At 55.3% G+C, this 23,982-nt stretch carries 16 protein-coding genes and 8 pseudogenes; 5 read left to right on the forward strand and 19 right to left on the reverse strand.

The annotated features are described in order from the left end of the window. Positions 1–92: 92 nt before the first annotated feature. From HK44_RS02810 to HK44_RS02820, 3 genes are all read right to left on the reverse strand, one after another. Positions 93–467 (reverse strand): chemotaxis response regulator CheY, encoded by a 375-nt coding sequence (locus tag HK44_RS02810; protein WP_019689242.1) that lies wholly within the window; start codon positions 465–467, stop codon positions 93–95. A 63-nt stretch (positions 468–530) separates the two neighbouring features. Further along, entirely contained in the window at positions 531–1,376 is an 846-nt protein-coding gene (locus HK44_RS02815; protein ID WP_019689243.1) for a MinD/ParA family protein, read from the reverse strand. Between the two features lie 141 nt (positions 1,377–1,517). After that, positions 1,518–1,817, reverse strand: coding sequence for a hypothetical protein (locus tag HK44_RS02820; RefSeq protein ID WP_141651656.1), 300 nt, complete (start codon positions 1,815–1,817; stop codon positions 1,518–1,520). Between HK44_RS02820 and HK44_RS30110 the strand changes: the two genes are divergently transcribed. Beyond that, positions 1,816–1,947 carry a hypothetical protein gene (locus HK44_RS30110; protein WP_019689244.1) on the forward strand — a complete coding sequence of 44 codons (132 nt, stop codon included), beginning with the start codon at positions 1,816–1,818 and terminating at the stop codon, positions 1,945–1,947. The two genes, HK44_RS02820 and HK44_RS30110, sit on opposite strands and share 2 nt — an antisense overlap. Positions 1,948–2,308: 361 nt before the next feature. Here HK44_RS30110 and HK44_RS02825 read toward each other — a convergent pair. After that, positions 2,309–2,431 (reverse strand): annotated as a pseudogene (locus HK44_RS02825) (IS5/IS1182 family transposase); the annotation flags it as partial. A gap of 87 nt (positions 2,432–2,518) precedes the next feature. Here HK44_RS02825 and HK44_RS02830 point away from each other — a divergent pair. After that, positions 2,519–3,550, forward strand: a complete 1,032-nt coding sequence (locus HK44_RS02830; protein WP_024264711.1) for an IS110 family transposase — start codon at positions 2,519–2,521, stop codon at positions 3,548–3,550. Between the two features lie 267 nt (positions 3,551–3,817). Here the strand turns inward: HK44_RS02830 and HK44_RS02835 are convergent. The 5 genes and pseudogenes from HK44_RS02835 to HK44_RS02850 all read right to left on the reverse strand — a co-directional run. Next, positions 3,818–4,114, reverse strand: a pseudogene (locus tag HK44_RS02835) (transposase); the annotation flags it as partial. A gap of 110 nt (positions 4,115–4,224) precedes the next feature. Then, complete coding sequence (locus HK44_RS29565; RefSeq protein ID WP_277884161.1) at positions 4,225–4,704, reverse strand: group II intron maturase-specific domain-containing protein; 480 nt, start codon at positions 4,702–4,704, stop codon at positions 4,225–4,227. A gap of 9 nt (positions 4,705–4,713) precedes the next feature. Then, positions 4,714–5,724: pseudogene (locus HK44_RS29570) on the reverse strand (reverse transcriptase domain-containing protein); the annotation flags it as partial. Positions 5,725–6,276: 552 nt separating this feature from the next. After that, positions 6,277–6,828 (reverse strand): annotated as a pseudogene (locus HK44_RS02845) (IS5 family transposase); the annotation flags it as partial. A gap of 114 nt (positions 6,829–6,942) precedes the next feature. Beyond that, positions 6,943–8,088: pseudogene (locus HK44_RS02850) on the reverse strand (EAL domain-containing protein); the annotation flags it as partial. Between the two features lie 56 nt (positions 8,089–8,144). Between HK44_RS02850 and HK44_RS02855 the strand changes: the two are divergent. Continuing rightward, complete coding sequence (locus HK44_RS02855) at positions 8,145–9,173, forward strand: IS30-like element ISShes10 family transposase (RefSeq protein ID WP_011711660.1); 1,029 nt, start codon at positions 8,145–8,147, stop codon at positions 9,171–9,173. On the opposite strand, the gene HK44_RS02860 is transcribed toward HK44_RS02855, so the two are convergent. From HK44_RS02860 to HK44_RS02880, 5 genes are all read right to left on the reverse strand, one after another. Further along, a complete protein-coding gene (locus tag HK44_RS02860) occupies positions 9,091–11,292 on the reverse strand; it encodes a PAS domain S-box protein (protein WP_019689251.1) in 2,202 nt (733 codons plus the stop codon). The genes HK44_RS02855 and HK44_RS02860 overlap by 83 nt on opposite strands. After that, positions 11,289–11,723, reverse strand: a complete 435-nt coding sequence (locus HK44_RS02865) for a response regulator (RefSeq protein ID WP_019689252.1) — start codon at positions 11,721–11,723, stop codon at positions 11,289–11,291. The genes HK44_RS02860 and HK44_RS02865 overlap by 4 nt, the downstream gene beginning before the upstream one ends. 6 nt (positions 11,724–11,729) lie before the next feature. Beyond that, positions 11,730–15,137 (reverse strand): GAF domain-containing sensor histidine kinase, encoded by a 3,408-nt coding sequence (locus HK44_RS29575; protein ID WP_019689253.1) that lies wholly within the window; start codon positions 15,135–15,137, stop codon positions 11,730–11,732. Between the two features lie 257 nt (positions 15,138–15,394). After that, positions 15,395–16,714, reverse strand: coding sequence for an HD domain-containing phosphohydrolase (locus HK44_RS02875; RefSeq protein WP_019689255.1), 1,320 nt, complete (start codon positions 16,712–16,714; stop codon positions 15,395–15,397). Then, entirely contained in the window at positions 16,711–17,688 is a 978-nt protein-coding gene (locus HK44_RS02880) for an ATP-binding protein (RefSeq protein ID WP_347248966.1), read from the reverse strand. The genes HK44_RS02875 and HK44_RS02880 overlap by 4 nt, the downstream gene beginning before the upstream one ends. 66 nt (positions 17,689–17,754) lie before the next feature. Between HK44_RS02880 and HK44_RS30275 the strand changes: the two genes are divergently transcribed. Continuing rightward, complete coding sequence (locus HK44_RS30275; protein ID WP_347248968.1) at positions 17,755–17,964, forward strand: hypothetical protein; 210 nt, start codon at positions 17,755–17,757, stop codon at positions 17,962–17,964. A gap of 173 nt (positions 17,965–18,137) precedes the next feature. Here HK44_RS30275 and HK44_RS02885 read toward each other — a convergent pair. Next, positions 18,138–19,230 (reverse strand): annotated as a pseudogene (locus tag HK44_RS02885) (IS630 family transposase). Between the two features lie 264 nt (positions 19,231–19,494). Between HK44_RS02885 and HK44_RS30370 the strand changes: the two are divergent. Next, positions 19,495–19,854 (forward strand): annotated as a pseudogene (locus HK44_RS30370) (YagK/YfjJ domain-containing protein); the annotation flags it as partial. A gap of 54 nt (positions 19,855–19,908) precedes the next feature. On the opposite strand, the pseudogene HK44_RS02890 reads toward HK44_RS30370, so the two are convergent. The 4 genes and pseudogenes from HK44_RS02890 to HK44_RS02905 all read right to left on the reverse strand — a co-directional run. Next, positions 19,909–20,157 (reverse strand): annotated as a pseudogene (locus HK44_RS02890) (plasmid pRiA4b ORF-3 family protein); the annotation flags it as partial. A 118-nt stretch (positions 20,158–20,275) separates the two neighbouring features. After that, a complete protein-coding gene (locus HK44_RS02895; RefSeq protein ID WP_019689259.1) occupies positions 20,276–21,541 on the reverse strand; it encodes an EAL domain-containing protein in 1,266 nt (421 codons plus the stop codon). Between the two features lie 10 nt (positions 21,542–21,551). Beyond that, the gene (locus HK44_RS02900) at positions 21,552–22,409 is read right to left on the reverse strand and encodes a nitrate- and nitrite sensing domain-containing protein (protein ID WP_019689260.1); all 858 of its coding nucleotides are present in this window, start codon (positions 22,407–22,409) and stop codon (positions 21,552–21,554) included. 5 nt (positions 22,410–22,414) lie between these two features. Beyond that, positions 22,415–23,539, reverse strand: coding sequence for a methyl-accepting chemotaxis protein (locus HK44_RS02905; RefSeq protein ID WP_019689261.1), 1,125 nt, complete (start codon positions 23,537–23,539; stop codon positions 22,415–22,417). Positions 23,540–23,982: the final 443 nt, after the last annotated feature.

Here is a 23,982-nt window from a genome sequence, read left to right on the forward strand (position 1 = left end):
GACGGAGCGGCATTGCTTCGGTGTCAGCCCCGGCGAGGCGGCAAACTGTCGGCCACCGTTTATGACGACGATGCGGTTGTAAGCGGGGCACCTTAATTATTAACGCGCTCGAGAATTTTTTCAATTTTTCCTTTTAATACTTGCGCAGTAAAGGGCTTGATTACGTAACCGTTCACTCCAGCTTGGGCGGCGTTGATGATTTGCTCACGTTTAGCTTCGGCGGTCACCATTAAAACCGGAAGATGCTTGATACGATCGTCAGCACGTACATAACTCAAAAGATCGATACCGGACATCCCAGGCATATTCCAGTCAGTGATTAGAAAATCGAAGCTGCCATTTTGCAGCATCGGTAGCGCAGACGTTCCGTCATCTGCCTCAAGCGTGTTGGTGAATCCAAGATCACGCAACAGGGTTTTTATGATCCGTCGCATCGTTGCAAAGTCATCAACAATGAGGATTTTCATGTTTTTATTCAACTTAACCTCTAAATAACATTAGCTATGCTCATCAATTAACGCATTTTCAACTTAAATAACAAAGCGCACCGTGTCTCGCCGCATTGGCGAGGTTAACAATCGCTCACTAAAAAATTCCAAGTGCCCGCGCGGGCTCACTGGTAATGGCCAAGCATCTATTTTTTTCGCGATGGACTTGAATGCTAGGGAACACTGAGAACGAGGAAAAGCATCGTATACAGCACGCTGTTTTCTCACAGCCTTGCGCATGCATTCATCATAAGGCACGGCGCCAATATATTGTAAGCTGACGTCAAGAAAAAGATTCGTGACACGGACCAGCCTAGCAAAAAGTTCGGGCCCTTCTTGGGGGGTTTGTGTCATGTTGACGAGTATACGGAAACGATTTATTCGGTAAGAATCGCTGAGCATTTTAATCAGCGCATAGGTATTGATAAGTGACGTTGGCTCGTCACACACGACCATCAGCACTTCGCGGGATGCACGAACAAAACTGATAACCGAGTCCCCTATACCAGAGGCCGTGTCGATGACCAGTACGTCGATCTTCTCGTCGACATCGCTAAAGGCTTGAATGACTCCGGCGTGCTGAGCAGGCATTAAATGACTCATCCTTTGGCAGCCCGAAGAGGCAGGAACGATGCTGATTCCGCGAGGCCCTCGCAGAAGCACATCCCGCAGTTCGCACTGTCCCTTGATCACGTTGGCAAGGTTTTGGGGGGGGACTAATCCGAGTAAAACATCTACATTTGCCAGACCGAGATCAGCATCAAGCAGCATGACCTGTCGGCCACGCTCAGCTAATGCCAGTGACAGATTTACTGCTACATTCGTCTTACCGACGCCACCTTTTCCACCTGTTACAGCAATGACCTGCACGGGATGCATGCGGCTCATTTCTCTTATCTCCTAGTCACTTCGGTGGTTGCCGCCTTTTAATACAAGACGGCTATTCTGATCTGATCGTGGTGAAGGCACGATTTTATGTTTTGCTTGGGCGAACCTGAGTCGCACTAAAAATATTAACCATCTGAAGCTTTAATTATTAGGAGTCCTTAAAAATTTGACGCCTAGCATGTGAAATGCAAAAAACGCACCAATATTTGGCTGGCGACGAAAAGCAATGCAGGTCTCAAAATAATCCATTCTATAGGCGCGACGGTGTTTCCAGCGGCGGAATTTTGACTTGTGAGGCGATTTTGCGTGCCATAATTTAAGCGAATAACTTCCAATGAAGGCAGCAGCTTGATCAGAAACGGCTGTTGCGTAAAACTCAGCACTGCTTACATCGCCGGTGCCAACACGCCAGACGAATGGATATTTGAGGATTATCACCATGGACGTACGTCAAAAACGAAAGCTGAACGATTACCTGGATGTACTGTTCTGGATGGAAACGGCATCGGTGGACGAGATCAAGGACACCTTGTCGTTTGCATCCGATGTTACCAACAAGAGCTGCAGATGATGGCCTTGAGGTGCTTGATGACGTCATATAGGCCTGCCTTGGCGCTACATTTCCTCAAGCTGAGCGACCAAGGCACGTAGGGTCATCAGGAATTCGCCTATGTAGGGTTACACTCCGACTGGTTTAAGTTGCCCCACTTCCTGGGGGCACGATCGGGGAAATCCCTGATCTGCGTAGGGGGCTAGGGATGGTCTGAAGTAGTCATGTATTTCTGGCTGACTTCAGCCCCCGCCGATTTTGAAAGCGGCGAATCGATCAAAGACGATCAGTTCACCCGCTCATTTCTGTGTTTTTAGCCGCCGCGAGCACCTCCCGGTAACCATTCCCCACATTACAGGCGCACCTCTCCTGCACTCGTCAGTCAATGTCTACGCGCCATCCACAAGTTCGACAGCGCAAACAGTGTCACCAGTTGCGCCGTGTTCTTCGTCAGACCACGGAAGCGCGTCTTCACATAACCGAACTGGCGCTTGATCACCCGGAACAATGGGATGGACTCCTCCTCACCTCGGCATCTTGAGTGCCAGACTGAAGGTGCGAACCACAGTCAAATGCGAGAAGGAGTCCACACATGAAGCTTATGCGCATTGGGGTCGACCTGGCCAAGAACGTATTTCAGATCCACGGCGTGGATTGCCATGACCAGCCAATCTGGCGGCAGCGTCTGCCTCGTGATCGCTGGCTTCAAACGGTGCTGGAGAAGATCGAGCCCGGCTGTGAGATTGGCATGGAAAGTTGCGGCGGTGCGCACCATTGGGCACGACAGCTCCAGGCATGCGGATTTCGCGTGAAGCTGATCGCGCCGCAGTTCGTCAAACCGTACGTCAAGAGCAACAAGAACGACGCCAACGATGCCGAGGCCATCTGTGAAGCGATGAGCCGCCCCAGCATGCGCTTCGTCGCCATCAAGACCGTCGAGCAACAGGATATCCAGGCGACGCATCGCATCCGGGCCGGCTTAATTGAACAGCGGACGGCCAAAGCCAATCAGATTCGTGGGCTGGTCGCCGAGTACGGCCTCATCGCCCCGAAAGAATTACTCATGCTACGTCGTGCGATACCGTGCTGGCTGGAAGATCCGGATAACGGTTTGACGGTACGCTTTCGCCGTTTGCTGGATGGCTTGTGGGGCGATCTTCGCGGGCTGGATGAGCGCGTGAACGAACTCGACAGCGAGATTACTGCCATTGCGACAAGCGAACCGGCCGCCCTCCGTCTACAACAGCTACGCGGCGTCGGCCCGATGATCGCCACCGCACTCGTCGTCGCCCTCGGTGATCCTCGACAGTTTGCCAACGGCCGACAGTTCGCCGCCTCACTGGGATTGACGCCGAGGCAACACAGCTCCGGCGGCAAGGATCGACTGCTTGGCATCAGCAAGCGCGGCGATGCGTATCTGCGAACACTGATAGTCCATGGTGCCCGCTCGGCGTTGCGTACGGCGAAACCCAAAGACGACCGACTCAGCCAGTGGGTCGTCCGTTTAGCCGAGCGCTCACATCCCAATGTGGCCGCTGTCGCGCTGGCCAATAAAACGGCACGCATGGCCTGGGCAATGCTGCGTCATGATTCTGATTACCAACCGGATCGGGCGGCAACCTGATCTATTCACCCGAGGTACCCTACGAGAGAACCATCCCTTAACCACGATTGCGACGCAACCCGAACGATGGCAAACCGGTCGAACCGGCGTTGGTAAAACCCTCAAGCATCCAGGTGCGAAAAGCACGGCGGAACGATTGGGAACCAACGCGCGAATAGCCCATCATGGCCCAGCATCGATCTGATGCCACAGTCAGAGGCCGAATATACGTGTGCAGTCGGCACGGGCGCCAGAGCGAAGGGGGGCTTGCAAAGAGGAGGAGTCCATATACGGATGCTCGACCTTGGCTCGTGTCTGAGCTTTGCAGTACTCGATCTTGCGCTTGGCCTTGTAGAGCAAGCTGCGTTTATTCAACTTGGCATAGGTGCTGCGGCGCGCTGCGATTTGCCAGATCACCTCACGATTTTCATGCTCTTCGCGCTTATCGACACCGGTGTATCCGGCGTCTGCATACACGGCGTTTTCTTCGCCATGCAGCAGTTCGGCGACCTGCGTGACATCAGCCACATTAGCGGCGGTGCCATGGACGTGATGAACCAGCCCCGACTCGGCATCGGCGCCAATGTCGGGTAGCAACAGCGCATTGCTGCGCTGCCGCCCCCTAAGAACCGGACGTGAGAGTCGCCCCTCATCCGGCTCAAGCCACTTGTCAGCACCATGTTTGGCACCGGGCATCAATCCGAAACGGTCGCGGTGCGACGGCGAGCGAAGTAAGACATCCACGCAGGATCAAACGGATTCGCCTTGCCGCGTATTTTGACATGACGAACGATTGGAATGGTTGCGGTACGAAAGAGCCGCAGTCGTTGGGTTAGCCCGTTGACCTTGGTTTGCGCTGCAAACACCCATGTCCGATTTCCCTCTGTGTGGAAATACTTTTGTCTTACCCAGGCCGTGCCTTTTGAGGGATGCCGACGCAATGCCCATCTCCATAAGAGGCGCCAAACTTGAGCATCTATCGATGTAAAGCGGGATTTGGACACTACGTGCCGGTGGTACATCCCCCAGCCCCGAATCACAGGATTGAGCTGTAAAATCAGGTTGGTTTGAGTAGCTGTCCAGTTCTTCTTCACAATTCCTCTGACCTTTTCCAAGAGTGCTTTTTCGCTCTTGGCAGCCGGTTTGATGAGCAACTTACCGCCATGCTTGCGCACGTTTTGCCCGAGGAAATCGAAACCCTCATCAATGTGGGTGATTCTGGTTTTCTCTTTGGAGAGTTCCAGCCCCCGTACGGCCATAAATTGCTTGATCGCCGGGAGAACATTGTTTTCGAGAATATCCCTCGATACTCCTGTCACAACGAAATCATCCGCATATCTGTTGACGTTGACCTTGCACTTTCTGCGAGTGCGCGCCATCGGGGTCACGCTTGCATCTACTGCCGCTTCAAGTCCGTCCAGCGTCATATTCGCGATTACGGGCGAGATAATCCCGCCCTGTGGAGTTCCGGCTTCCGTCGCAAACAGAGTTCCCTTGTCGATAAATCCGGCTTGAAGCCATTAGCGCAGGATCGCCTTGTCCATCGGTATATTCTGGAGTATCCAGTCGTGGCTGAAGTTATCGAAACAGCCCCGAATGTCTCCTTCCAGAACCCATGCTGGCGACATGCGTTTCGCCAGAGTGGTGAAGCAATATTCGATGGCATCAGCGGTCGAGCGGTTAGGCCGAAATCCATAGGAGTTCGGGTCAGCCAAGCTCTCTGAAATAGGTTCCAGAGCGAGCTTCCATAGCGCCTGCATTGATCTGCAGAGCATTCGGGGGATTCCCAGCGGACGCTTCTTGCCATTACTCTTGGGGATGTAGATACGCCGAAGCGGCAGCGCGCGATAGCTGCGATGCCTCATCGACTCCAACCCATTCCATTTGGCCGCCGGGCCCGACCAGATTTTCCCATCGACGCCCGGCGTTCTCTTGCCGCGATTTTCCGTCACTCGCTTCACGACCAACATCTTGCCGCTATGCGAGCGGGTCAGCAATCGTTGCAAGGCGCTAACCTTGCCCCATCTGCCTTCCATTGTTGCCTTGGCGATACGCACTTGGAGTCGTTTCACCTCTTCCTGGATGCGCGGCCAGTCTGCCTGGAGCCACATCCTTTCAGCGTGCGAAGGCGCACCAGCATCGAATGCCGTCATCTGCTTTCCTTCATCTAACGATTTGCCAAATTCTCTCGCCATAAATGACCATGCGGAAGTCTGCTCGTTTTCACGCCCGACGATGTTTCAGCCGGTATCCACTCCGTTACAGAACAGCATTCGCTTTCTCCGCGTTCCTATACCCGCAGCACCAACAGCGTTCCTTGCAGTCCGCCTGCCGTTGCCGGCAGCACTACGGGCTTACCCTGTTCCGAATGAATTTCAGAACGAGTCGGACCCTTCCTATTCGCCGGCGGTGTTTTGTCCACGATGGCCCAGCTCACAGAGGCCATACCTTACCGCGTACCGTTTTGGTTCAAGCCTATCAGCACATTTGGCTTGTAAATGATGACGACGTTTATCAGAAGTTCACATAAGTTGGTCGTATTCGTTCATCCCTAGCCCCTCACCGCGTTTGTGCTCGCAGATTCTGCTTACCCTCACGGGTTGGCGTACCGAATAGATCGGCGGTTACATTGTCCCCAGAGCTTCACACCGAGCTGTTACCGGCTCCGCATGTCTGGGTAGGGAACGGTTGATGGAACAACCGGTTTTGTCAAAACAGATTCGTTAAGCAAAACAGAAATTCAAGCGACTTTCAGGTCGCACATGGGCCTTCATCCCAAAGAAATACTGGTTACCTTTCTTCGTCTGATGCATCTCGGGATCGCGCTTGCCTTCTTCGTTCTTCGTGGAACTGGGGGCATGAATAATGGTTGCATCAACGATGGTGCCCTGGCGTAGCGACAGGCCTTTTTCTTGCAAATAACCGTTGATGACCGCGAGGATCGCAGGTGCGAGCTGATGCTTCTCCAGCAAGTGCCGGAAGTTCATGATCGTGGTGTCTTCGGGGATCGGTGCGCTGAGCGTCAGGTGTGCGAACTGGCGCATGGGCGTGATTTCATACAGCGCTTCTTCCATGGCCGGATCGCTCAGGGAGAACCAGTTCTGCAACAGATGGATGCGCAGCATGGTTTCCAGAGGGTAGGGTTTTCCACCGCCACCAGCCTTGGGGTAGAACGGCTCGATCAGCCCCAGCAGGCCTGTCCAGGGCACGACCTGATCCATCTCGGCAAGAAAGCGTTCGCGGCGAGTTTGCTTGCGCTTACCGGCGTACTCAAAGTCGGAAAAACTCATCTGGCTCATGGACGGCTCGGATCAGGTTGTCAGGCGCATTTCAGCACATTTGAAGACTTGTTCGGAGATTCCCTAGGTATCTACTAATGGCCATGTTGGGGCATCTGATCAAAATTGGTTCGGTTAACCACCATTTTTGTGGTCGTCACGAGCGCTGTCAGCCTCAACAGGCCTGTTGAGGCTGTGCTGCTTGAACGCCTGTGCGACCGTCTTCCTTATTTGATCATCGTCCCAGGGTTTAGTGAGAAATTTATAGATAGCTCCCTGGTTTATCGATTCTGTCACTGACTTAAGATCCGTGTATCCGGACAAGACGATACGAATAGTCTTGGGATAGAGGTTCTTGACTCGGCTGAAGAACTCGGTGCCGCTCATCTCCGGCATGCGTTGATCCGAGAGGATGACCTGTACATCGTGTTTGGCTAGAAGGACGAAGGCATCTTGGGCGCAGGTAGCGGTGATAATCTTGTAGCCGTCACGTCGAAGGACGCGGGTCAGAGCGCGTAGAATATTCTCCTCATCATCAAGCAAGAGTAGGGTTTGCCCTATGTTATTCGGCCCTTGCTCGAGTGATGGTCGACTTTGTTTTGCGCTCTGAGTATGTAAGAAGCTTTCTAGCTGGGCTAACGGCATAGGTTTAGCGAAGTAATAGCCTTGAAATTCGTCGCAGCGGCTTTTTCTCAGGAAAGCGACCTGTGGTTCCGTTTCGACACCTTCCGCGATCACCTTAAGCTCGAGGTGGTGGGCCATCGAAATGATGCCTCTAGTGATTGCCGCATCATGACGGTCACTGATCACCTCTTGGATGAAGGTATGATCGATCTTGATCTTATCGACCGGAAGGCGTTTGAGGTAGTTCAGGCTAGAGAAACCTGTACCGAAATCGTCGATCGAAATCTGTACACCAATGTCTTTTAATGCGTGCAACGTGTAGACGGCTTTTTCGGTGTTATCCAATAATACTGTTTCAGTGATTTCGAGCTCCAGCAATCTAGCCGGTAAATTCGCCTCTTCAAGGGCTGTAAGCACGGTCTCGACGAAGTTGGCCCTTCTAAACTGGACGGGTGAAACATTGACTGCCATCACCAAGTCACTCCACCCCTTGTCGACTAGTGAGCGTGCATTACGGCAAGCGGTTTTCAACACCCAGTCGCTCAGCGGAATAATCTGCCCGGTTTGCTCGGCTACTGGGATGAACTGCGCCGGTGAAATGAAACCATGATCGACGTGCGCCCAGCGCAACAGGGCCTCGACGCCAATGATTTTGCCGGGCGGCCGCAAAAACTGAGTGCAACACCTGACCTTTCCGGTACGGTGCTGCCACTATGTCCTATCACGAACTCAGTATCCCCGAACGTGCGACCCTTCAACTCGGCCTTGCCCAAGGTTTCAGCCAGCGGCGAATTGCCCGGATGCTCGGCCGCTCCCCCTCGACCATCAGCCGGGAGCTGCGCCGCAACCGGGCCCCTGGCACCCGCTACCAGGCCTGTGCTGCCCAGCAGCAGATGCAGGTCCGCCGCCAGGTCTGCAGGCCTCAGTGCAAGCTGCTGCCGGGCAGTGAGCGCTTCGAGCTGGTCGTCCATATGCTGCGTGAGGGTTTGTCTCCCGAGCAGATTGCCGGCAAGCTGCGCAGCATGAACATACCCAGCCTCAGAGAGGCCTACGTCTGCCGCGAGACGATCTATAACGCGATCTACGCCCTGCCGGTCGGTGGCCTGCGCAAGGAGCTGATCATCTGCCTGCGCCAGGGCAAGACGAGTCGCAGGCCGCGCTCTGGCGGCGTCGATCGGCGCGGCCAGATCCCTGAAATGCTCAGCATCCACGTGCGCCCGCCGGAGGTCGAAGACCGGCTGATGCCAGGCCATTGGGAGGGCGACCTGATCAAGGGCAAGGCCAATGCCTCGGCGGTGGGCACCTTGGTGGAGCGTACCAGCGGCTACCTGATGCTGATCAAGATGGCCGACGCGACGGCGACCTCGGCGCTGGAGGGCTTCAGTGCGGCGCTCAATGGCATGCCGCTGGCGGTGCGCAAGAGCATGACCTACGACCAGGGCCGGGAGATGGCGCGGCACGCCGAGATCACCCAGCGGACCGGGGTGGCGATCTACTTCTGCGACCCGCACAGCCCCTGGCAACGCGGCAGCAATGAGAACATCAATGGACTGATCCGCCAGTACCTGCCCAAGGGCACGGACTTGTCGGTGCATAGTCAGGAAGCCCTGGACGCCATCGCTTTGCAACTGAATATGCGACCGCGCAAACGCTTCGACTTCAAATGCCCGATCGAGGTGATGGGCGAAGTGATGCAAGAAGCCGTGGTGATGCGGCATGATGCTCCCGCTTCAATTCAATAACCGTGTTGCACTCAGATCCTGCAACCGCCCCGTTTCGGCCATCGACCTGTGGCTGGTAATAGAGTTGAAACTCTTCGGCCTCGAGGGCTTTCTGCATTTCGTTTCGCAGATTAACGCGGTCGTTGATCCTTTGTTCAAGGTTGTTGGTATACCACTGAAAGTTGTTATGACCTTGCTGCTTGGCCTTATTCATGGCCATGTTGGCCTGCTGAATCAGCTGGGATGGCTGCTCGATAGTGCCGTCGTTTAGCGTAATGCCGATGCTGGCGGTTATATGTAGCTCAGCATTATCGATCAGGTAGGCATGGCCGATGTTGTCGATCAGCCGCTTGCTTACCAGCAACACATCTTCCTCTCGTGCCAGATCAGGTAGTACTACCACGAACCTATCGCTGTCCAGGCGCGCAACGGTGTCACCTGGACGTACCTGCTGGTTTATACGCTGGGCCACTTCGATGAGCAGCCGATCACCAACCGAATGACCTAGACTTTCGTTAATGGGTTTGAAGCCATCAAGGTCGATGTACAAGACTGCCAGGCTACGTTTGTATCGCGAGCTTATCTGGCAGCCCTGGATAAGTCGATCTTCCAGTAGCGTACGGTTAGGTAGGCCCGTGAGCGTGTCGTGGGTGGCGTTGTAGGCCAGTTCTGACTCGTAGCGCTTCTGTTGGGAAATATCGTTCTGCACACCAATGTAGTGGGTGATCTCGCCCTGTTCGTTGGGCACCGGTGTGATATACAGCTCGTTCCAAAACGGCGTGCCGTCCTTGCGAAAATTGCGTAGTACGACGTGTACTTCTTCCTGTAGCGCAAGGCCTATGTGGATCTTGCTTATCCCGGCCTGATCATGCTCGTCTTTTTGCAGAAAACGGCAGTTACGTCCAAGAGCTTCCTCGGCGCAGTAGCCAGTGATGCGTTCAAATGCGCTATTGACGTAAATGATCGGCAGGTCTTCGGCCAGGGCATCGCAGATCACCATGCCATTGCAGCAGGCCTCGAGGCTGCGCTGCAGCAAACGCATTTTTTTTTCGGCGGTCTTGCGCTCGCAGATATCGCGTAGCGACAGCAGCCGTACCGGTTCCCCGTCCCATTGGGTCTGGGTGCACTGCACTTCCGCCTCCAGAATGCTCCCATCATTCCGAGGAATGCTCCATTCATAAAGCTTGCCCGGTTGATAGGGTCTAGCCAGGTACGATTCCACTAGTGGCGTCCGCTGTGTGCCGAGGAGTCTTGTTGCAGTTGGGTTGGCGTAAAGCACACTGCCGTGCTGATTCACGAGCAGTTGACCATCGAGGCTGTTGGTGAATATTTGGTGGAAAGATTTGTTCTTGAGTTCAACTTCGCGGCGAGCCTGCATCGTCTCGGTGACATTCCTGGCTATCGCTAAGAAAGCTGGTGCACCGCCGTACTCAATTTTTTGGATTAGTGTTTCCAACATCACATCATGGCCACCCTTGACGCGATGTACCCATATCCCTTGGTTGCATGGTTCATCAGTACTAAGCACTTGTTTGATAGCCGCGGAAAGGCGTTTCCGTTCCTTTGGCGAGAGGACGTCCGCCACTGTCATGCGCAGCAGTTCTTCGCGCGTATAGCCGTGTAGCTCAATCGTGGTTTGGTTAGCAGCGAGGATTGCCAGGCTTTGTTGGTCGACGACGAAAATCGCTTCCGGGCTGGTGTCGAACAGCTGGCGATAGCGTGCTTCGCTGTTGACCAAGGTATTATGAGCGTGCGCACGACTCAGAGCGTAACGGATGCTGCGCACCAGCAGTTGGCTGTTGAACTCGCCCTTGACCAGATAGTCGGCGGCGCCATTATCGAGGGCGCTGGCATCCAGCTCATTACGGTCTTGGCCGGTGAGGAGGATCAGCGGTGCCGTTACACCCAGCGCCTGGGCGTGAGCTATCAGGTCCAGACCGTTTTCAGCACCTAAACGATAATCGACCAAGTAAAGGTCATGTTCCTTTTGCGCAATTATAGCCAATGCCTCGTCGTAGTCGCTGACCCAGTCCAGCTGATACTGCAATTGCCGAACTTCGTTGAGCAGATCGCGAACGATCAGGTAGTCGTCCTCGTCATCCTCGATCAACAGCAGGCGCAGCTTATGGGAGTAGGTCATAGGGGTTTGTCCTCCAACGGCAGTACGGCGGTTTCGAGCCAGAAGCTGCGTATACTATGAACCATCGAGACTAGGCCAGAAAAAGAGGTGGGTTTGCTGATAAAGGCGTTGGCTCCCCTCTCGTAACTTTGCTGCGCATCCTCGGTTGAATCTGAGGTCGTCAGTACTATGACGGGGATTGTGTGCAGGCGAGTGTTGCCCTTGATTTCAGCAAGGGCCTCGCGACCGTCTTTGCGCGGCATGTTCAGATCCAGCAGGATTAACCCTGGTAGGCGATAGCAGTGCTGCAGGTAGTCCAGCAACTCTTCGCCGTCATGTTTAAAGATCACCTTGCTGAAGACCATATTTTCCTCAAGGGCCTCCTGTAAAAGCAGGCAGTCATCTGGGTCGTCATCGACGATGAGAATATCCAGGCCGCTAATACTGTCCATAATGGGTCAATCCTGCTTATCCATGGTGAAGCGAATGCGAAACAGGCTGCCCTGTCCTGGTTTACTGGAGACGTTGATAAGTGCGCGGTGGCGTTCGACGATTTTTTTGACGATAGCCAAGCCGATCCCAGTTCCCGGATAGGCATTCCGACCATGCAAGCGCTGGAAGGGATTGAAGATCCGGTCCAGATACTTCTCGTCGAAACCAATGCCTTGATCCTCCACGCAGAGTGTCCATTCACCGCTCGTTTCCTGTTCAGAATAGATACGGATGTGCGGTGATTGATTATCCTTGTGGAATTTCATTGCATTACTCAACAAGTTTTGCAGGAGCTGGCGTATCTGTGTCGGGTCACCCTGAATCGGCGGTAGTGGCTCGCGATGTATTTGCGCATCGCTCTTCTCAATATCGGCTTCCAAATCACGCAGTACGCCATCGAGAACCCGCTCGGTTTCCAGCATTTGGAAGGGTTTACCGCGGGAACTGATGCGAGAGTAAGCAAGCAGATCTCGAGTCAACGTCTGCATGCGGTTGGCCGCCGAGTTCATGCGCTCCAGGTAATCACGGCTCTGCGGGTCGAGGTTTTCCGTACGAGCTTTTAGGCGCTCGGAAAATGTCTGGATCTTGCGCAGGGGCTCCTGCAGGTCATGGGAGGCAACGAAGGCGAACTCTTGCAGTTCGTTGTTGCTGCGCTGCAGTTCTTGCAGGGTGACCTGTAGTTGCTTCTGCGTTTTTTTTCGCTCGCTGATATCTTTGGCAACCGCAAAGACGCCGACAATTACATCGTCCACCCGTATTGGCAGAAAAGTGAGGCTCAGGTCCCGTGTCTCATCATACAGGCCAACATAATGCGTCTCGAAGCGCTGGGCTTTGCCGGAGCATGCCTCGACAAAGTGTTGGTTAACCTTCGGGACATCTTCGTTAAGAATACAATCGGAAAGTTGTTTCCCTGGCAGTTCCTTATCCGATCCGAATAGCTCGCCAGCTGCGTGGTTTAAGCTCTCGAACTGACCGTTGAGGTCTAGTGAGGCAACTGCACTGGGAGTGAAACTAAACAGAGAGCGGAAGCGCTGTTCGCTTGCCTGCAGACGCTGGCGGTCTTGCTCTCTTTCGATGGCTATGGATGTGAGCTGGGCAGCATTGGCCAGTAGTTGCAGCTGCTCGTCACTGGGCGTCATCACTTGGCGGTGGTAGATGGTCAGACAGCCGAGGGCATGTCTCTGGTTGGATATCAGCGGAATTGACCAACAGGCACGCAGCCCGTGCGCCAGGGCCGATGCCCCAAAATCCTGACAGATTGGATCCTGGGCAATGTCGTCAACGATTACCACCTGCTGGCGAAACACTGAAATGCCGCAAACGCTGCTAGGATTGATGGGAAAACTGTCAATGGCCAGACGGAAAGTCGGCGGAAGGCTGGGGGCTGCACTCAGGCGCAAGTGCTGTTGTTCCTTGTCCACCTGCAGAACCGAACAGAGTCCTGTTGGGGCACGAGACTCAGTCATATGGCAGATGGCGTTGAAAATTTCTGCCAGCGGCTGATCGGTTGAGATCATCTCGAGAATATCGCGCTGGTCTTTCAGATAGGCTTTGGTGAGCATTAGGTTGGTGATGTTGTGGGCCACGCAGAAGAAGCTGCGTTCGGCAGTCGACCAACCGAAGCTCCAGAACAGATGGACAATGCTACCGTCCTTGTGGCAATAGCGATTGTGGAAGCCATCTGTCGGTTTCCCCTCAATGGCCTTTTCTGCGGTTAGCAAGGTATGTGGGCGGTCTTCTGGCAACACAAAGTCTATATACCGCTGACCGATCAGCTCCTCGCGCGAGTAGCCGAGCAGCTCGATACCGGCGGAATTAATCTCGGTGAAGCGGCCCTCTGCATCGACTGAACAGAGCATATCCATGGAGTACTGCATGATTCGCTGGTTAAAGGTTTGCAACGAAGTCTGACGTTGCAAGCTAAGCTCCAGCACCTTGTTGGTGCGCTCTAGATCTTGTGAGTGGAGGACAGCTTGCATGCGCAGGCGCTGACTGAGCATGACCATAGAGCTCAGCGTAAGGCCGAACAGTAAAATTAGACTCGGAAAATACCGTTCTGGTTGTTTCTTGGTGGTATCCAAGTAGCTAACCAGGCGCCAGTTGGTGTCAGCCAGGCCCTTCACCGATTTTTCGCTGATAGGGCTAGTGGAGACGTGTTTCGACGGGACGGACGAGTCGAACAGCACATGCTCACCTTCGATGACGCGAACATAGAAACCGTCAAGCTCGCTGCCCACGATTTCACCTAGAGCACGAGATAAGTCCACGCTTGCGATAAGCACCCAGCCGGGTTGACTGGGGAGGCTCAAGGGTATCGCAATCATGCCATGTGACTGAATATCTTGGCTGTTAGCCGCTGTTGCATAGGGCTTGTCGCCTTGAGGCAGTGCCTGAAGCCAGTTGCGCAGACGCGGCTGAGTAAGCAGTCGATACAGTTCGTCGGTTTCAAAAAAACTGCGGCTGGCTAGCCATTGCGGCTGAAGTTTTTCGTCGAGCACGGCGATGGTGTCGAAACCCGAAAACTCACTCAGGTAATCTCGGGTTTCCTCCCGCCACAATGGGTCGCTGGGTAAAGAACCGAAAGCGTTCCAGCGTGCGGCCATACGCTGGATCGAATGCAGCTGCGCTGCGTTTGTGCGCACTAGGAGCGTGTCCAGTTTGTCCAGCAATAGCTCACTGCGATGCACATCTGACTCGTACCTCTGCTGGCTCAGCAGGTACCAGCCAAGGCAACTCAGAAAAACGCAGAATAGTCCAGTAATCAGAGTGATTCGATCAAACGCGCTCTCATTCTTGGCCGAGCGCCAACTGATGCAGAGCAAGGCCAGCCCAGCGGACAGGGCGAGCAGATTGGCTGCGCTGCTGACATTATTGTTAAATGCCAGTCTCCAGCCGTCCAACTCTGGGAATGTGTTAGCGAGGTGCGAAGCAATGCCAAGACCGACTACCGCCAGGCCGAAAGTCCTAGCCAGTATCCGCGCCCTGCAGCCCCATTGGCTGCTGAGCAGGCCAGTCGCCAATAGCCCGAACACTAAAGCCGTCGCATTGCGCATGCGTGGAAAACCACTGATCAGAAATAGTCCTCGGTCTCCCTCTAGGCCTAGCCAGCTGTGCAATAGGCTGTATAAGGCGATAACCAGCAGTAGTCCAGCGGATGCTTGTAAAAGGGCTTTGCAATTATTGGCGTAACCTAGGACAGCCGTTCCCAGCAAAAGGGTTGAGAGGCTGCCATCCGGCAGTAACATGCTCTGAGATAGGCGGGGGGATTCGACCAGAAAGTAACCGCCCAGGTTTATGGCCGCGATGCATAGCGAGGCATATCCGAGGGCATTCAAGTAGGCCAGACAAATTAAATGGCGAAGACTGATGCCCATCTTGTGATCCTTGCGTATGGGGAGTAGCGATGAGTACCTGCGAAGCGCTGATTGAGAGCAGAACAGCTCGTCGAACAGCACCGATCCCTTGGGAGTGTTGTAATCGTCTATGCGCTATCGTCGCATCCAATGATCACTGAAGAGGTACACCTCCCAGCTCTAAGGGCGAAGCAGCAGCTGAAGGGCTTCGACAGTCTGAAGCTTGCCGTCAACCAACTGGATCTTGATCGTCCAACAACACGTGAAGTGATTCTAGTTTAGGGCGCAGGGCGAACGAACAAAGTGTATCGAGCGCCTTCACTCTCTTCGAAGGCAATTAGTTTATCGATCAACGAGCTACTGAGTTGCTTGCCTTCGTTGAGCAGTAGGGTGCCATTTTCAGCCCTAAGATTTCGTGCTAGTAACATACCGGGCTCCAGTCTTCGGGTGTCAAGCACCAGGACACTGGGGTCCGTCATGGTCAAATCAGGCGAGTGTTCAATGCACAGTGCAATAAATTTCTCGCAGAGCTCTGGATCATAGAGCTTGCCACTATATTTCTGCATCAGCAGCAGCGCATCATCGCGACTTAGGCGGCGCTCTACTACAAGGCCACATTGCAACTCGGTGAAGTCCACCGCCAGCTTGAGCAGGCGGGCGGAGGATGGGATGGCGTCGCCCTTGAGTCGATCGGGAAAACCGCTGCCATCCCAGCGCTCCTGATGATGGCGGATCAGTCGTGCTGCGTCCTGTAGCGGCTCTAGGCTCATCAGCAGGCTTTCGCCTACTACCGGGTACTGCCGATAACGCTCGCGCTCTTGTTTGTACAGAAGGTCCGCAGAACTGTTGAGTAGGTTGTCGCCCCAGGTTAGCTTGCCGATGTTGTATAGCGCAGCGGCCATGGATAGGTCTCTACTGGTGCTTTCATCGAAGGCATGTTGTTCGCAATAAGCGCGGACTAAAGCGATGACCTGGGCATTACTTTGCTTGTCGCGAGGAATTCTTTGAGCAACAAGACCAGAAAACACCTCAGTGGCGGTCACGTAGCTGCGCCGCAGTTCGGTATATGCAAGGTCGAGCATGTCGGCAGTTTGCTGCAATTCTGCTGTGCGGGAAATCACTCGTTGTTCTAGGGTCGAATTAAGCTCCTGCAAGCGCAGGTTCTGTTCCCGAGTGAGTTGCTCCAGGCGCTTGCGTTCGCGCTCCGAGTGTTGGAAGGCTAGCGTCTGGCGGATGATCAGGCGTAACTCATCGTCATCCCAAGGTTTGCTAATGTACCGATGAATTTGGCCCTGGTTGATCGCCTTGATCGTTGTGTTGAGATCCGCGTACCCGGTAAGAAGAATGCGAACGCATTCAGGCCAGCGCTGTTGTACCTCGGTAAGCAGCGTGGCGCCATCTATGCCAGGCATGCGCGCATCGGAAATGACCAGGTCGACCGACTGCTGACTGAGTAGCTGCAGCGCATGCTCACCGCCACTGGCGGTGAGGATTTGGTAAGGCTCATCACGGAGTAGGCGACGTAGGCTCTTGAGGATGTTTTCCTCATCATCGACCAGCAGCAAGGTGGCGTGGGGCTGCACTTGCAATTCACTCATGACAAGACACTACCGGTGCCGATCGCGGCAGGCTGGCGTACTGGCAACCAGATACGAAAGCGCGTGCCCAGGCCCGGCTCACTGCTCACTTCGATACGGCCATGGTGTTTCTGAACGATATTGTACGATAGCGACAAGCCCAGGCCTGTACCTTTGCCTATCGGCTTGGTGGTGAAGAACGGCTCGTAGATGCGATTGAGCAAATGTGGCGGTATGCCGCCCCCGGTGTCTTCGACCTCAAGCCAGACCCAGCTATCTTCGTGGCCACTGCGCAAAATGACGCGACCGAACTGTTCTATGGCATGAGCGGCATTGACCAGCAGGTTCATCAGCACCTGATTGATCTGCGAGGGGATGCACTCGACTTCCGGCAGCTGACCGTACTCCTTAATGATCTCTGCCTTGTACTTCAACTCGTTATTGACCACGTTGAGTGTGGTGTCCAGGCCACGGTGCAGGTCGGCGACGCGGAACTCCTCTTCGTCCATGTGGGAGAAGTCCTTCAGGGCGGTGATGATCTTCTTGACCCGCTCGATGCCGTCTTCTGATTCACTGATCAGATCTTCGACATCGCCGCGGATGTAGTCATACTCCAAGCTGCTCTTGAGCTGGCGTAGTTCGTTCAGACTCGCTGCGCCGTCGACTGCGTCGCTGATTCGTAGCAGGTCATTAACATAGCTGGCGAGGGTCTTGAGGTTGGAGAACACGTAACCGATGGGGTTGTTGATCTCATGGGCGACGCCGGCGGCAAGTTGACCAATGGCCGCGAGCTTCTCCGATTGCAGGAGCTGTGCGTTGGCTTTGTCCAGCTTCTTGATCAGCAGCTCCTGTTCAGCTTTCTTACCGCTGAGGGCATTCAGGGCTACTTTCAGCTGGTCATTAGAGTCCGCCAGCTCGCTGATGTCATACAGGAGCAGAGCCAGGCAATGCCCACCTTCTACATCATGGAAAGGAAGCAAAAGGGTGTTTTGCAACAATAACTTCCCTGACTCATTCGATGCCTTGTGGGGTAGGGGTATCAGGTAGGGATTATCGCGCCAATGGGTGTATACGTGCTGGCCATGATCCCGTGCTTGCGCCACCATCTGGATGAAGAGAGGAGTGTCCGCTTCTGGGAAAATATGGGTCAACAGTTGACCGTTAGCCTGCTCAAGCTGCTTGCCGGTGGAACGGCTGATAAATGGGTTCCAGTATCGGATGCGCAATCCCATATCAAGGATGATCACCCCAATTTCGATCTGATCAACTAATGCAGCGGACCAACCCTTCATTTCAGATTCCAAGGAGCAGCGAAGAGCATGGGATGTGATATCTGTCTCAAGGGGGGGAGCGCTCAGTTGACATATAAATGGCGCCTGAATTATGACTGAATTGATAGACTGTTGCTATAGCATTTTCACCATTGACCTATTGGTCTGAGCGGTTAATTCATTAATTTATTTTTTATCGCCCCCAGCTTTGCTTTGTTTACAGAGTTGATGATGGATTCAGCCGTTTTATTCCACCGGAAGGGCTTGGCCGAAAGGTCATTGTGGGCCTCAATAAATTGACGAATAGCCGCCTTCAGGTCGGCCACGCTGGTGAAGGCGCCCAGGTACAGGGCTCGTCTTTCCAGCTGCGCGAACCAGCCTTCCACGGCGTTCAGCCACGACGCACTGGTCGGTGTGAAGTGCAATTTGAAACGCGGGTGCTTTTCCAGCCATTGCTTGATGGCCGGGGTTTTGTGAGTCGAGCTGTTGTCCAGGATGACATGCAGGTCAAGCGCTGCGGGCGTAGCGCGGTCGATCTGTTGCAGAAAAGCCAGAAACTCTTTGGCCCGGTGGCGTAGGGTTATCCGCCCGATGACCTGGCCCGTCAGGATGTCAAAAGCGGCATACAGACTGGCGGTGCCATGACGCTTGTAATCATGCGTGCGTCGCTCGATCTGATCGGGGCGTAGCGGGCAACATCGGTTGGGTGCGATCCAGGGCCTGGATCTGGGTTTTCTCGTCAACCGACAGCACCAGGGCGTTATCCGGCGGGTTCAGATAAAGCCCGACGACATCGACGACCTTATCGGCAAAATGCGGATCGTTGCTGATCTTGAGGGTCTTCAAACGATGGGGTTTGAGGTCGGAAGCGGCCCAGACCTGTCGCACCTGCCAAGCCGTAACGGCGGCATACTTGGCCATCAGGCGCACACTCCAATGCGTCGCCTCGCGAGGCACGCGCTGGGTTGTCAGGGTCAGAATTTCCTTCATTTTTTGAGTGCTGAGCTTGCGAGGCTGGCCACTTCGCGGCAGGTCATTCAAGCCCTCAAGACCCGCCTCCAGATAACGCTTTCGCCATTTGAACACCACCGGCGCCGAGATCTGTAGCTGAGCGCTGACGTCTTTGGGGGTTAATCCATCAGCCAACAACTGCAGAATTTTGGCCCGCTGCCCGAGAGGTTGGGCCAGCGAGCCCATCCGTGACCAGCCTTGTAGTGTGGCGTGGTCAGGTGGCGTTAAAACGAATGGGGCGGCGGGCTTGGCCATGTGCACGACTGCTCAGTGACGTCGAAGTCTGGTCAGCATATCGATATGTGTTTAGATAAACGAATTACACGCTCATGATACTAGCATCCGTTGCTGATCCGAGGTCTACCCTCACAGGCAGATCGAACCGTAAATAAATACCCAACCCACTGAGTCTATGAATTCACTCAGCGGATCACCTCCATGGCACACCAGTCCAAGCGTCACACCGGCAACAGCAATCTCCACCTGTACTACGAGGACACCTTTCGCGGTCTACCCGTGATGACGTCCCACATCCCTTTCATTACCGAATACCTCGAAGGCGTTCATGAGACCACTCAGTTAGCGCTGAACGCTCACCGTCGGGTGTTCGCGGTACGTTTCGATCTACGTTTTCCACATGGCGACCACCCACTCGAATCAGATAACACCGTCATCTCCAGATTCGTCGATTCCTTGACTCACAGAATTCAATCAGCACGGGAGCGCTCCAGGCTCCGGAATGGTACCGCTTATCAGGAAGAGGTGCGCTGGTGCTGGGTCCGGGAGGTCGGGCAGGAGGTGCGTCCGCATTACCACTGCGTCCTGCTGCTCAATAGAGATACGTTCCACACGGTGGGATGCTTTCAATCAACAAGAGCGAACCTATACAGCCGCATTCAGTCCTCCTGGGCCAGCGCACTGAGGATTTCACTACGGCACCTGGGGACATGCCGCGACAGGCAGTTTCTTTTCGACTTTGATCCGGGGATCCCAACCATCGCCAAAGTCATAGAGGTAGCGAAACGTCTTTTTCCCGTACAACGTTTTGATCAGGGTCTTGCGGGCCTCCGAGTTCACGGGTGGGCCCCACCCGTCGGGGGCGGGTATGCCGTAATTCTCACCGGCAATTTCAAACTCATGCATATACCTTCCCTCCCAGCCCATTACGATCTGAATCACTGAGCGGTTGTGAAAAAACTCTCGCCTACTGCGGCAGCCTCCAAACGCCCGCTGCGGCGTTGCGCTACACAGAAATTAAGGCGCAGATCATCCGGCCAGCTTCGCCCTCTGGACGGGCGCATCACTGTTCCTGCCAATCCAGGTCGCAGCAGAAGACATAGAGCGTGCCGCCAACCTTGACGGTCTGCGACAGTGTGATGCACATGCGCGAATCCGCCACCGACAGATAGGGCCGACTGATCTGGATGACCCCTGGTTGCTTCAGTGCCCGGTAGTGGTAGTGCTTGTGCGACCAGTTGGCGTTGTCGCCATACAGCAGGGGCGCAAAGCGCGCATTCAGCTGCTGTTGGTAGTGCGGGGCATAGACATTGCGCGACACCTGATACCCCGCTTCATTGAGCAGATAGCAGCGCACCGTGCGCGGGTCGCTGAAGAGCAAAGCGCTGCTCAGGTCAAACTGCTGGTTGGCGGCAAAGTGAACCACGGCCTGTTGAAACAAGCCTTCTATTTCACGCACATAGTGCTGCAAGTCGGCGTTGCGTTTGACGCTTTGCCACTGCTGGCCGCGCAGCAGGTTGTCGAAGGTAGTGGCCAAGCCCTGCTCGGCGTCGATGCGGGCCTGTGGTTTGGCAAAGTAGAAGCCCTGAACCATGTCGGCGTTCGCCGCAATGGCCACCAGTGCCTCGTGTTCGGTTTCCACGCCTTCCACCACTACCAGGCTGCCAGCCTCGTGCAGCAAGCTGACGATGCCGGTGAGAATCCGTTCCACCCGGCGCGAATGACCGGCATCCTGGATCAGGCGGCGGTCGATCTTGACGATGTCGGGTTGCAGATCCCAGATGCGGTCGAAGTTGGAGTGCCCCGCGCCGAAGTCATCAATGGCGATCAGGCAGCCCAGTTGGCGGAAATGGCTGATGAAGCGCTTCAACTGCTCATGATCGCTGACTTCGCTTTCAATGATCTCTATCACCAGTCGATGCGCCGCAATGCCAGTGGTCTGCAGCAGGTTATGGGTAAAACCAATGTCCGGTTGTTCGCTGACCAGGTGCTGCGAGTTCAAATTGAGAAACAGCCAGGCTTGACCCGTGGCCTGCCGCGCAAAGTTATGCACATGCAAGATCCGGCAGGTGCGGTCCAGCTCCAGGCTTTCCCTGCTATTACTCGGCATGGCCAGTAGGGTTGCCGGCGGCTCTGCTGTGCCATCGGCATGGTGTGCGCGAATCAGTCCTTCGTAGCCCACCGCCCGGCCATGCGCGATACTGAAAATCGGCTGGAAATGGCTGGTCAGTGAGAGGCCACGATAGCGGGTGGCGACGATGGGATCGCTCGGCAGGCCGTGGACTGGCGGACAGGCGGGCGTCTGGTGCGGCTGGACGGTATCGGGCATCTGCAGTTCCTTAGCGGGGTTGGAGCTGAGCCAGCGCCACATCCACCAGGGCCAGCAGTTCATCAATGGCTTGGGTGGCGCGTTGGAAGTAGGTCTTGGCGGCAATCACGGGTTGTTCCTGATCGAGCAGCTTCTCTTTTGTGCAGCGTAGAAAATCCTCCACCACCTGTTCGCGATGCTGTAGGTGGAACGCGTTAGCCTGCGGGTGATCGGTGGCGTGGCGTTGCAGAGTGGCGAAGGCCGTGCCGGCCAGCAGCTCGATCTTCTGGTAGAGAAAACGCATCCTCACGCGCTGCTCGGCGCTGCTCTGACCGGCCGCCGCAATGCCGGTGCCCAGGGCGCGCGCCTGGCCGGCCCATTCTGCCGCCTGGACTACCTCGCGCCAGATGCAGGGCAGGTAGCCCAGCTCGGCACGGCCCTCGGTCAGATCGATTTCGCTCGCCACATCCTCCATCAGAAAGATGCTGTTGCGAATGATCAGGTGATGCTGCGCCAGATTGTTCGCCCGGTCGCTACTGCGCCCTTCGCGCATGCGCGACCAGTGATCGATCAAGCTGCTCCAGGCGTCCCGGTACGTGCCGTCGAACGCCTGGATCGCACGGATATGCTGGTCCAGCCCCTGGCGTGCGGTGGCAAGGTCCTGACTCAGGCTGGCATCGCCACAGAGCACGCCATTGCTCAGGCCGCGATGGCGCTGAAACCCGGCTATCAGTGCACGCAACAAGGCCAGTTGGCGAATGTTCAGCTGGATATGTTGGCGCTTTTGCCGCTGCAGGCGTCGGTGCAAGCCATAGAACAACAGCAGGATCAGGGTGGCCAGGGCGGTGGCAGCGGTGAGCAAGAGCGGTAGTTCGTGCAATCCATTCATGCTGATTATCCCGTCAGATGAGCCAGATGGTGGGCGATGGATCGCGCCTGATCGGCGGCCTGCAGGTTGTCGGCATTGCCTTGGCGGACGCGGTCGGCCAGTTCGGCAATTTCCGCCACGGCCTTGCCCTGTTGTTCGGTACTGACCGCCACTAGGTCGACCTGTCCGGTCAATTGCTTGGTGCGCTGTTGCACCTGATTGAGCAGCGTGCAGACCGCCTCGGAACTGGCGGCGCTGCGATGCGCCAGATTGCTCAAGTCGGACACCTGCACCGTGGCATCCTTGATGTGCTGTTGCACCGATTCGATGTTGCGACTGATTTCTGCCGCCGACTCTTGACTGTGTAAGGCCAAGCGGCGAACTTCATCGGCCACTACGGCGAAGCCACGGCCGCTCTCACCTGCGCGGGCAGCTTCGATGGCCGCATTCAGGGCGATCAGGTTGGTTTGCGAAGCAATCCCGCGGATGGTGCCGGACATTTCATTGATGGTGCGCGAGTTGGTGTTCAGCTGCAGGATCAGTTCGTTGGTGGTGATGGCTTGCTGCGCCATCTCGGACACCTGCCGCACCAAATTGGTGAGCTGGTCGATCCCGTCGGCCAACTGTTCGCTGGCCACGACGCTGGTCTGACGCGATTCATCGGCCAGCGCCGCCACCTGCAAAATGCTCACATTCAGTTGTTCTACCGCCGCTGCGGCGACAGCGGCCGATTCGCTTTGCCCTTCGGCATTGCTGGTCACCAGCGCCGCGCTTTGTTCGAGTTCGTGTGAGGAGTGGGATATTTCATCCAGACGCTGCTGTAACAGTTGTTGTTGACGTTGTTCGCGGTTTAGCCACTGCTGAAAGCTTCGTCTGATCGGCTGCAGCAGCCCCTCGGCAGCGCTGACTGACTCCTGGGCGCCATGCAGGGCGGAGTTTTCACAGTAGCGTTGCAACTGCCCGATCTCCTGCAACAGCAGCCACAGGCTGGCAATGGCCAGGTAGGCCAGTACCGCCCACAACGGCCCTGTTGGCAGCGTCGAAGCGGTCAGGCCGCCGCCCGTCAGGCTAATCGCCAACAGCGTGCGGATCATGCCGAGGATGCCCAGTTCGCGCAGCAGCAAGAGCGCAGGGTAGGTGAGCCACTTCATGTGTCTGAATCTCCAATGCGGTAGCCAAAAAAAAACGCCTGAAGCCGCTGCGAAATATCCGCAGCGGGTTCAGGCGCCTTTGCCTTGCAGGAGCGAATCCTGCTGATGTGATTTGTTAGATAGCAAGAGTGATGCCATAGGTTCTCGGCGGTTTTCAAAGGATCAGACCCACGTCGTGTTGCGCGCAGCTTTTGTAGCGGTGGGGTACGCGGCGCAGCAATTCCGCAGTTGATTTTCAGACCTTGCTCTGCACCACTAACCTGAGCGGTTCGACCCACCCTGCGCATTATCGCGTCCCAGGCATCACCTGGCTGACCTGCACGTTTCAACGCATAACTGGGACATGGTCTTTTCAAAGTGGCTGTCGGCGCACCATGAAGGCAACTGAACACTTGCCGTGCTTGCGAGTGACAAGGCGGCTTCGATAGCCCGACAGTACGTTG

Origin of the sequence: Pseudomonas fluorescens HK44, assembly GCF_000217955.3 — a bacterium.
GTDB classification, from domain to species: Bacteria; Pseudomonadota; Gammaproteobacteria; order Pseudomonadales; family Pseudomonadaceae; genus Aquipseudomonas; species Aquipseudomonas fluorescens_AQ.

Coding starts and splice junctions, on each gene's coding strand:
- HK44_RS02855 (WP_011711660.1), top strand. CDS start 8,145: ATGTCCTATCACGAACTCAGTATCCCCGAACGTGCGACCCTTCAACTC.
- HK44_RS30110 (WP_019689244.1), top strand. CDS start 1,816: ATGGACGTACGTCAAAAACGAAAGCTGAACGATTACCTGGATGTACTG.
- HK44_RS02865 (WP_019689252.1), bottom strand. CDS start 11,723: ATGGACAGTATTAGCGGCCTGGATATTCTCATCGTCGATGACGACCCA.
- HK44_RS02905 (WP_019689261.1), bottom strand. CDS start 23,539: ATGAAGTGGCTCACCTACCCTGCGCTCTTGCTGCTGCGCGAACTGGGC.
- HK44_RS02810 (WP_019689242.1), bottom strand. CDS start 467: ATGAAAATCCTCATTGTTGATGACTTTGCAACGATGCGACGGATCATA.
- HK44_RS02900 (WP_019689260.1), bottom strand. CDS start 22,409: ATGAATGGATTGCACGAACTACCGCTCTTGCTCACCGCTGCCACCGCC.
- HK44_RS02830 (WP_024264711.1), top strand. CDS start 2,519: ATGAAGCTTATGCGCATTGGGGTCGACCTGGCCAAGAACGTATTTCAG.
- HK44_RS29575 (WP_019689253.1), bottom strand. CDS start 15,137: ATGGGCATCAGTCTTCGCCATTTAATTTGTCTGGCCTACTTGAATGCC.
- HK44_RS02815 (WP_019689243.1), bottom strand. CDS start 1,376: ATGAGCCGCATGCATCCCGTGCAGGTCATTGCTGTAACAGGTGGAAAA.
- HK44_RS02875 (WP_019689255.1), bottom strand. CDS start 16,714: ATGAGTGAATTGCAAGTGCAGCCCCACGCCACCTTGCTGCTGGTCGAT.
- HK44_RS02895 (WP_019689259.1), bottom strand. CDS start 21,541: ATGCCCGATACCGTCCAGCCGCACCAGACGCCCGCCTGTCCGCCAGTC.
- HK44_RS02860 (WP_019689251.1), bottom strand. CDS start 11,292: ATGACCTACTCCCATAAGCTGCGCCTGCTGTTGATCGAGGATGACGAG.
- HK44_RS30275 (WP_347248968.1), top strand. CDS start 17,755: ATGGGTGTATACGTGCTGGCCATGATCCCGTGCTTGCGCCACCATCTG.
- HK44_RS02820 (WP_141651656.1), bottom strand. CDS start 1,817: ATGGTGATAATCCTCAAATATCCATTCGTCTGGCGTGTTGGCACCGGC.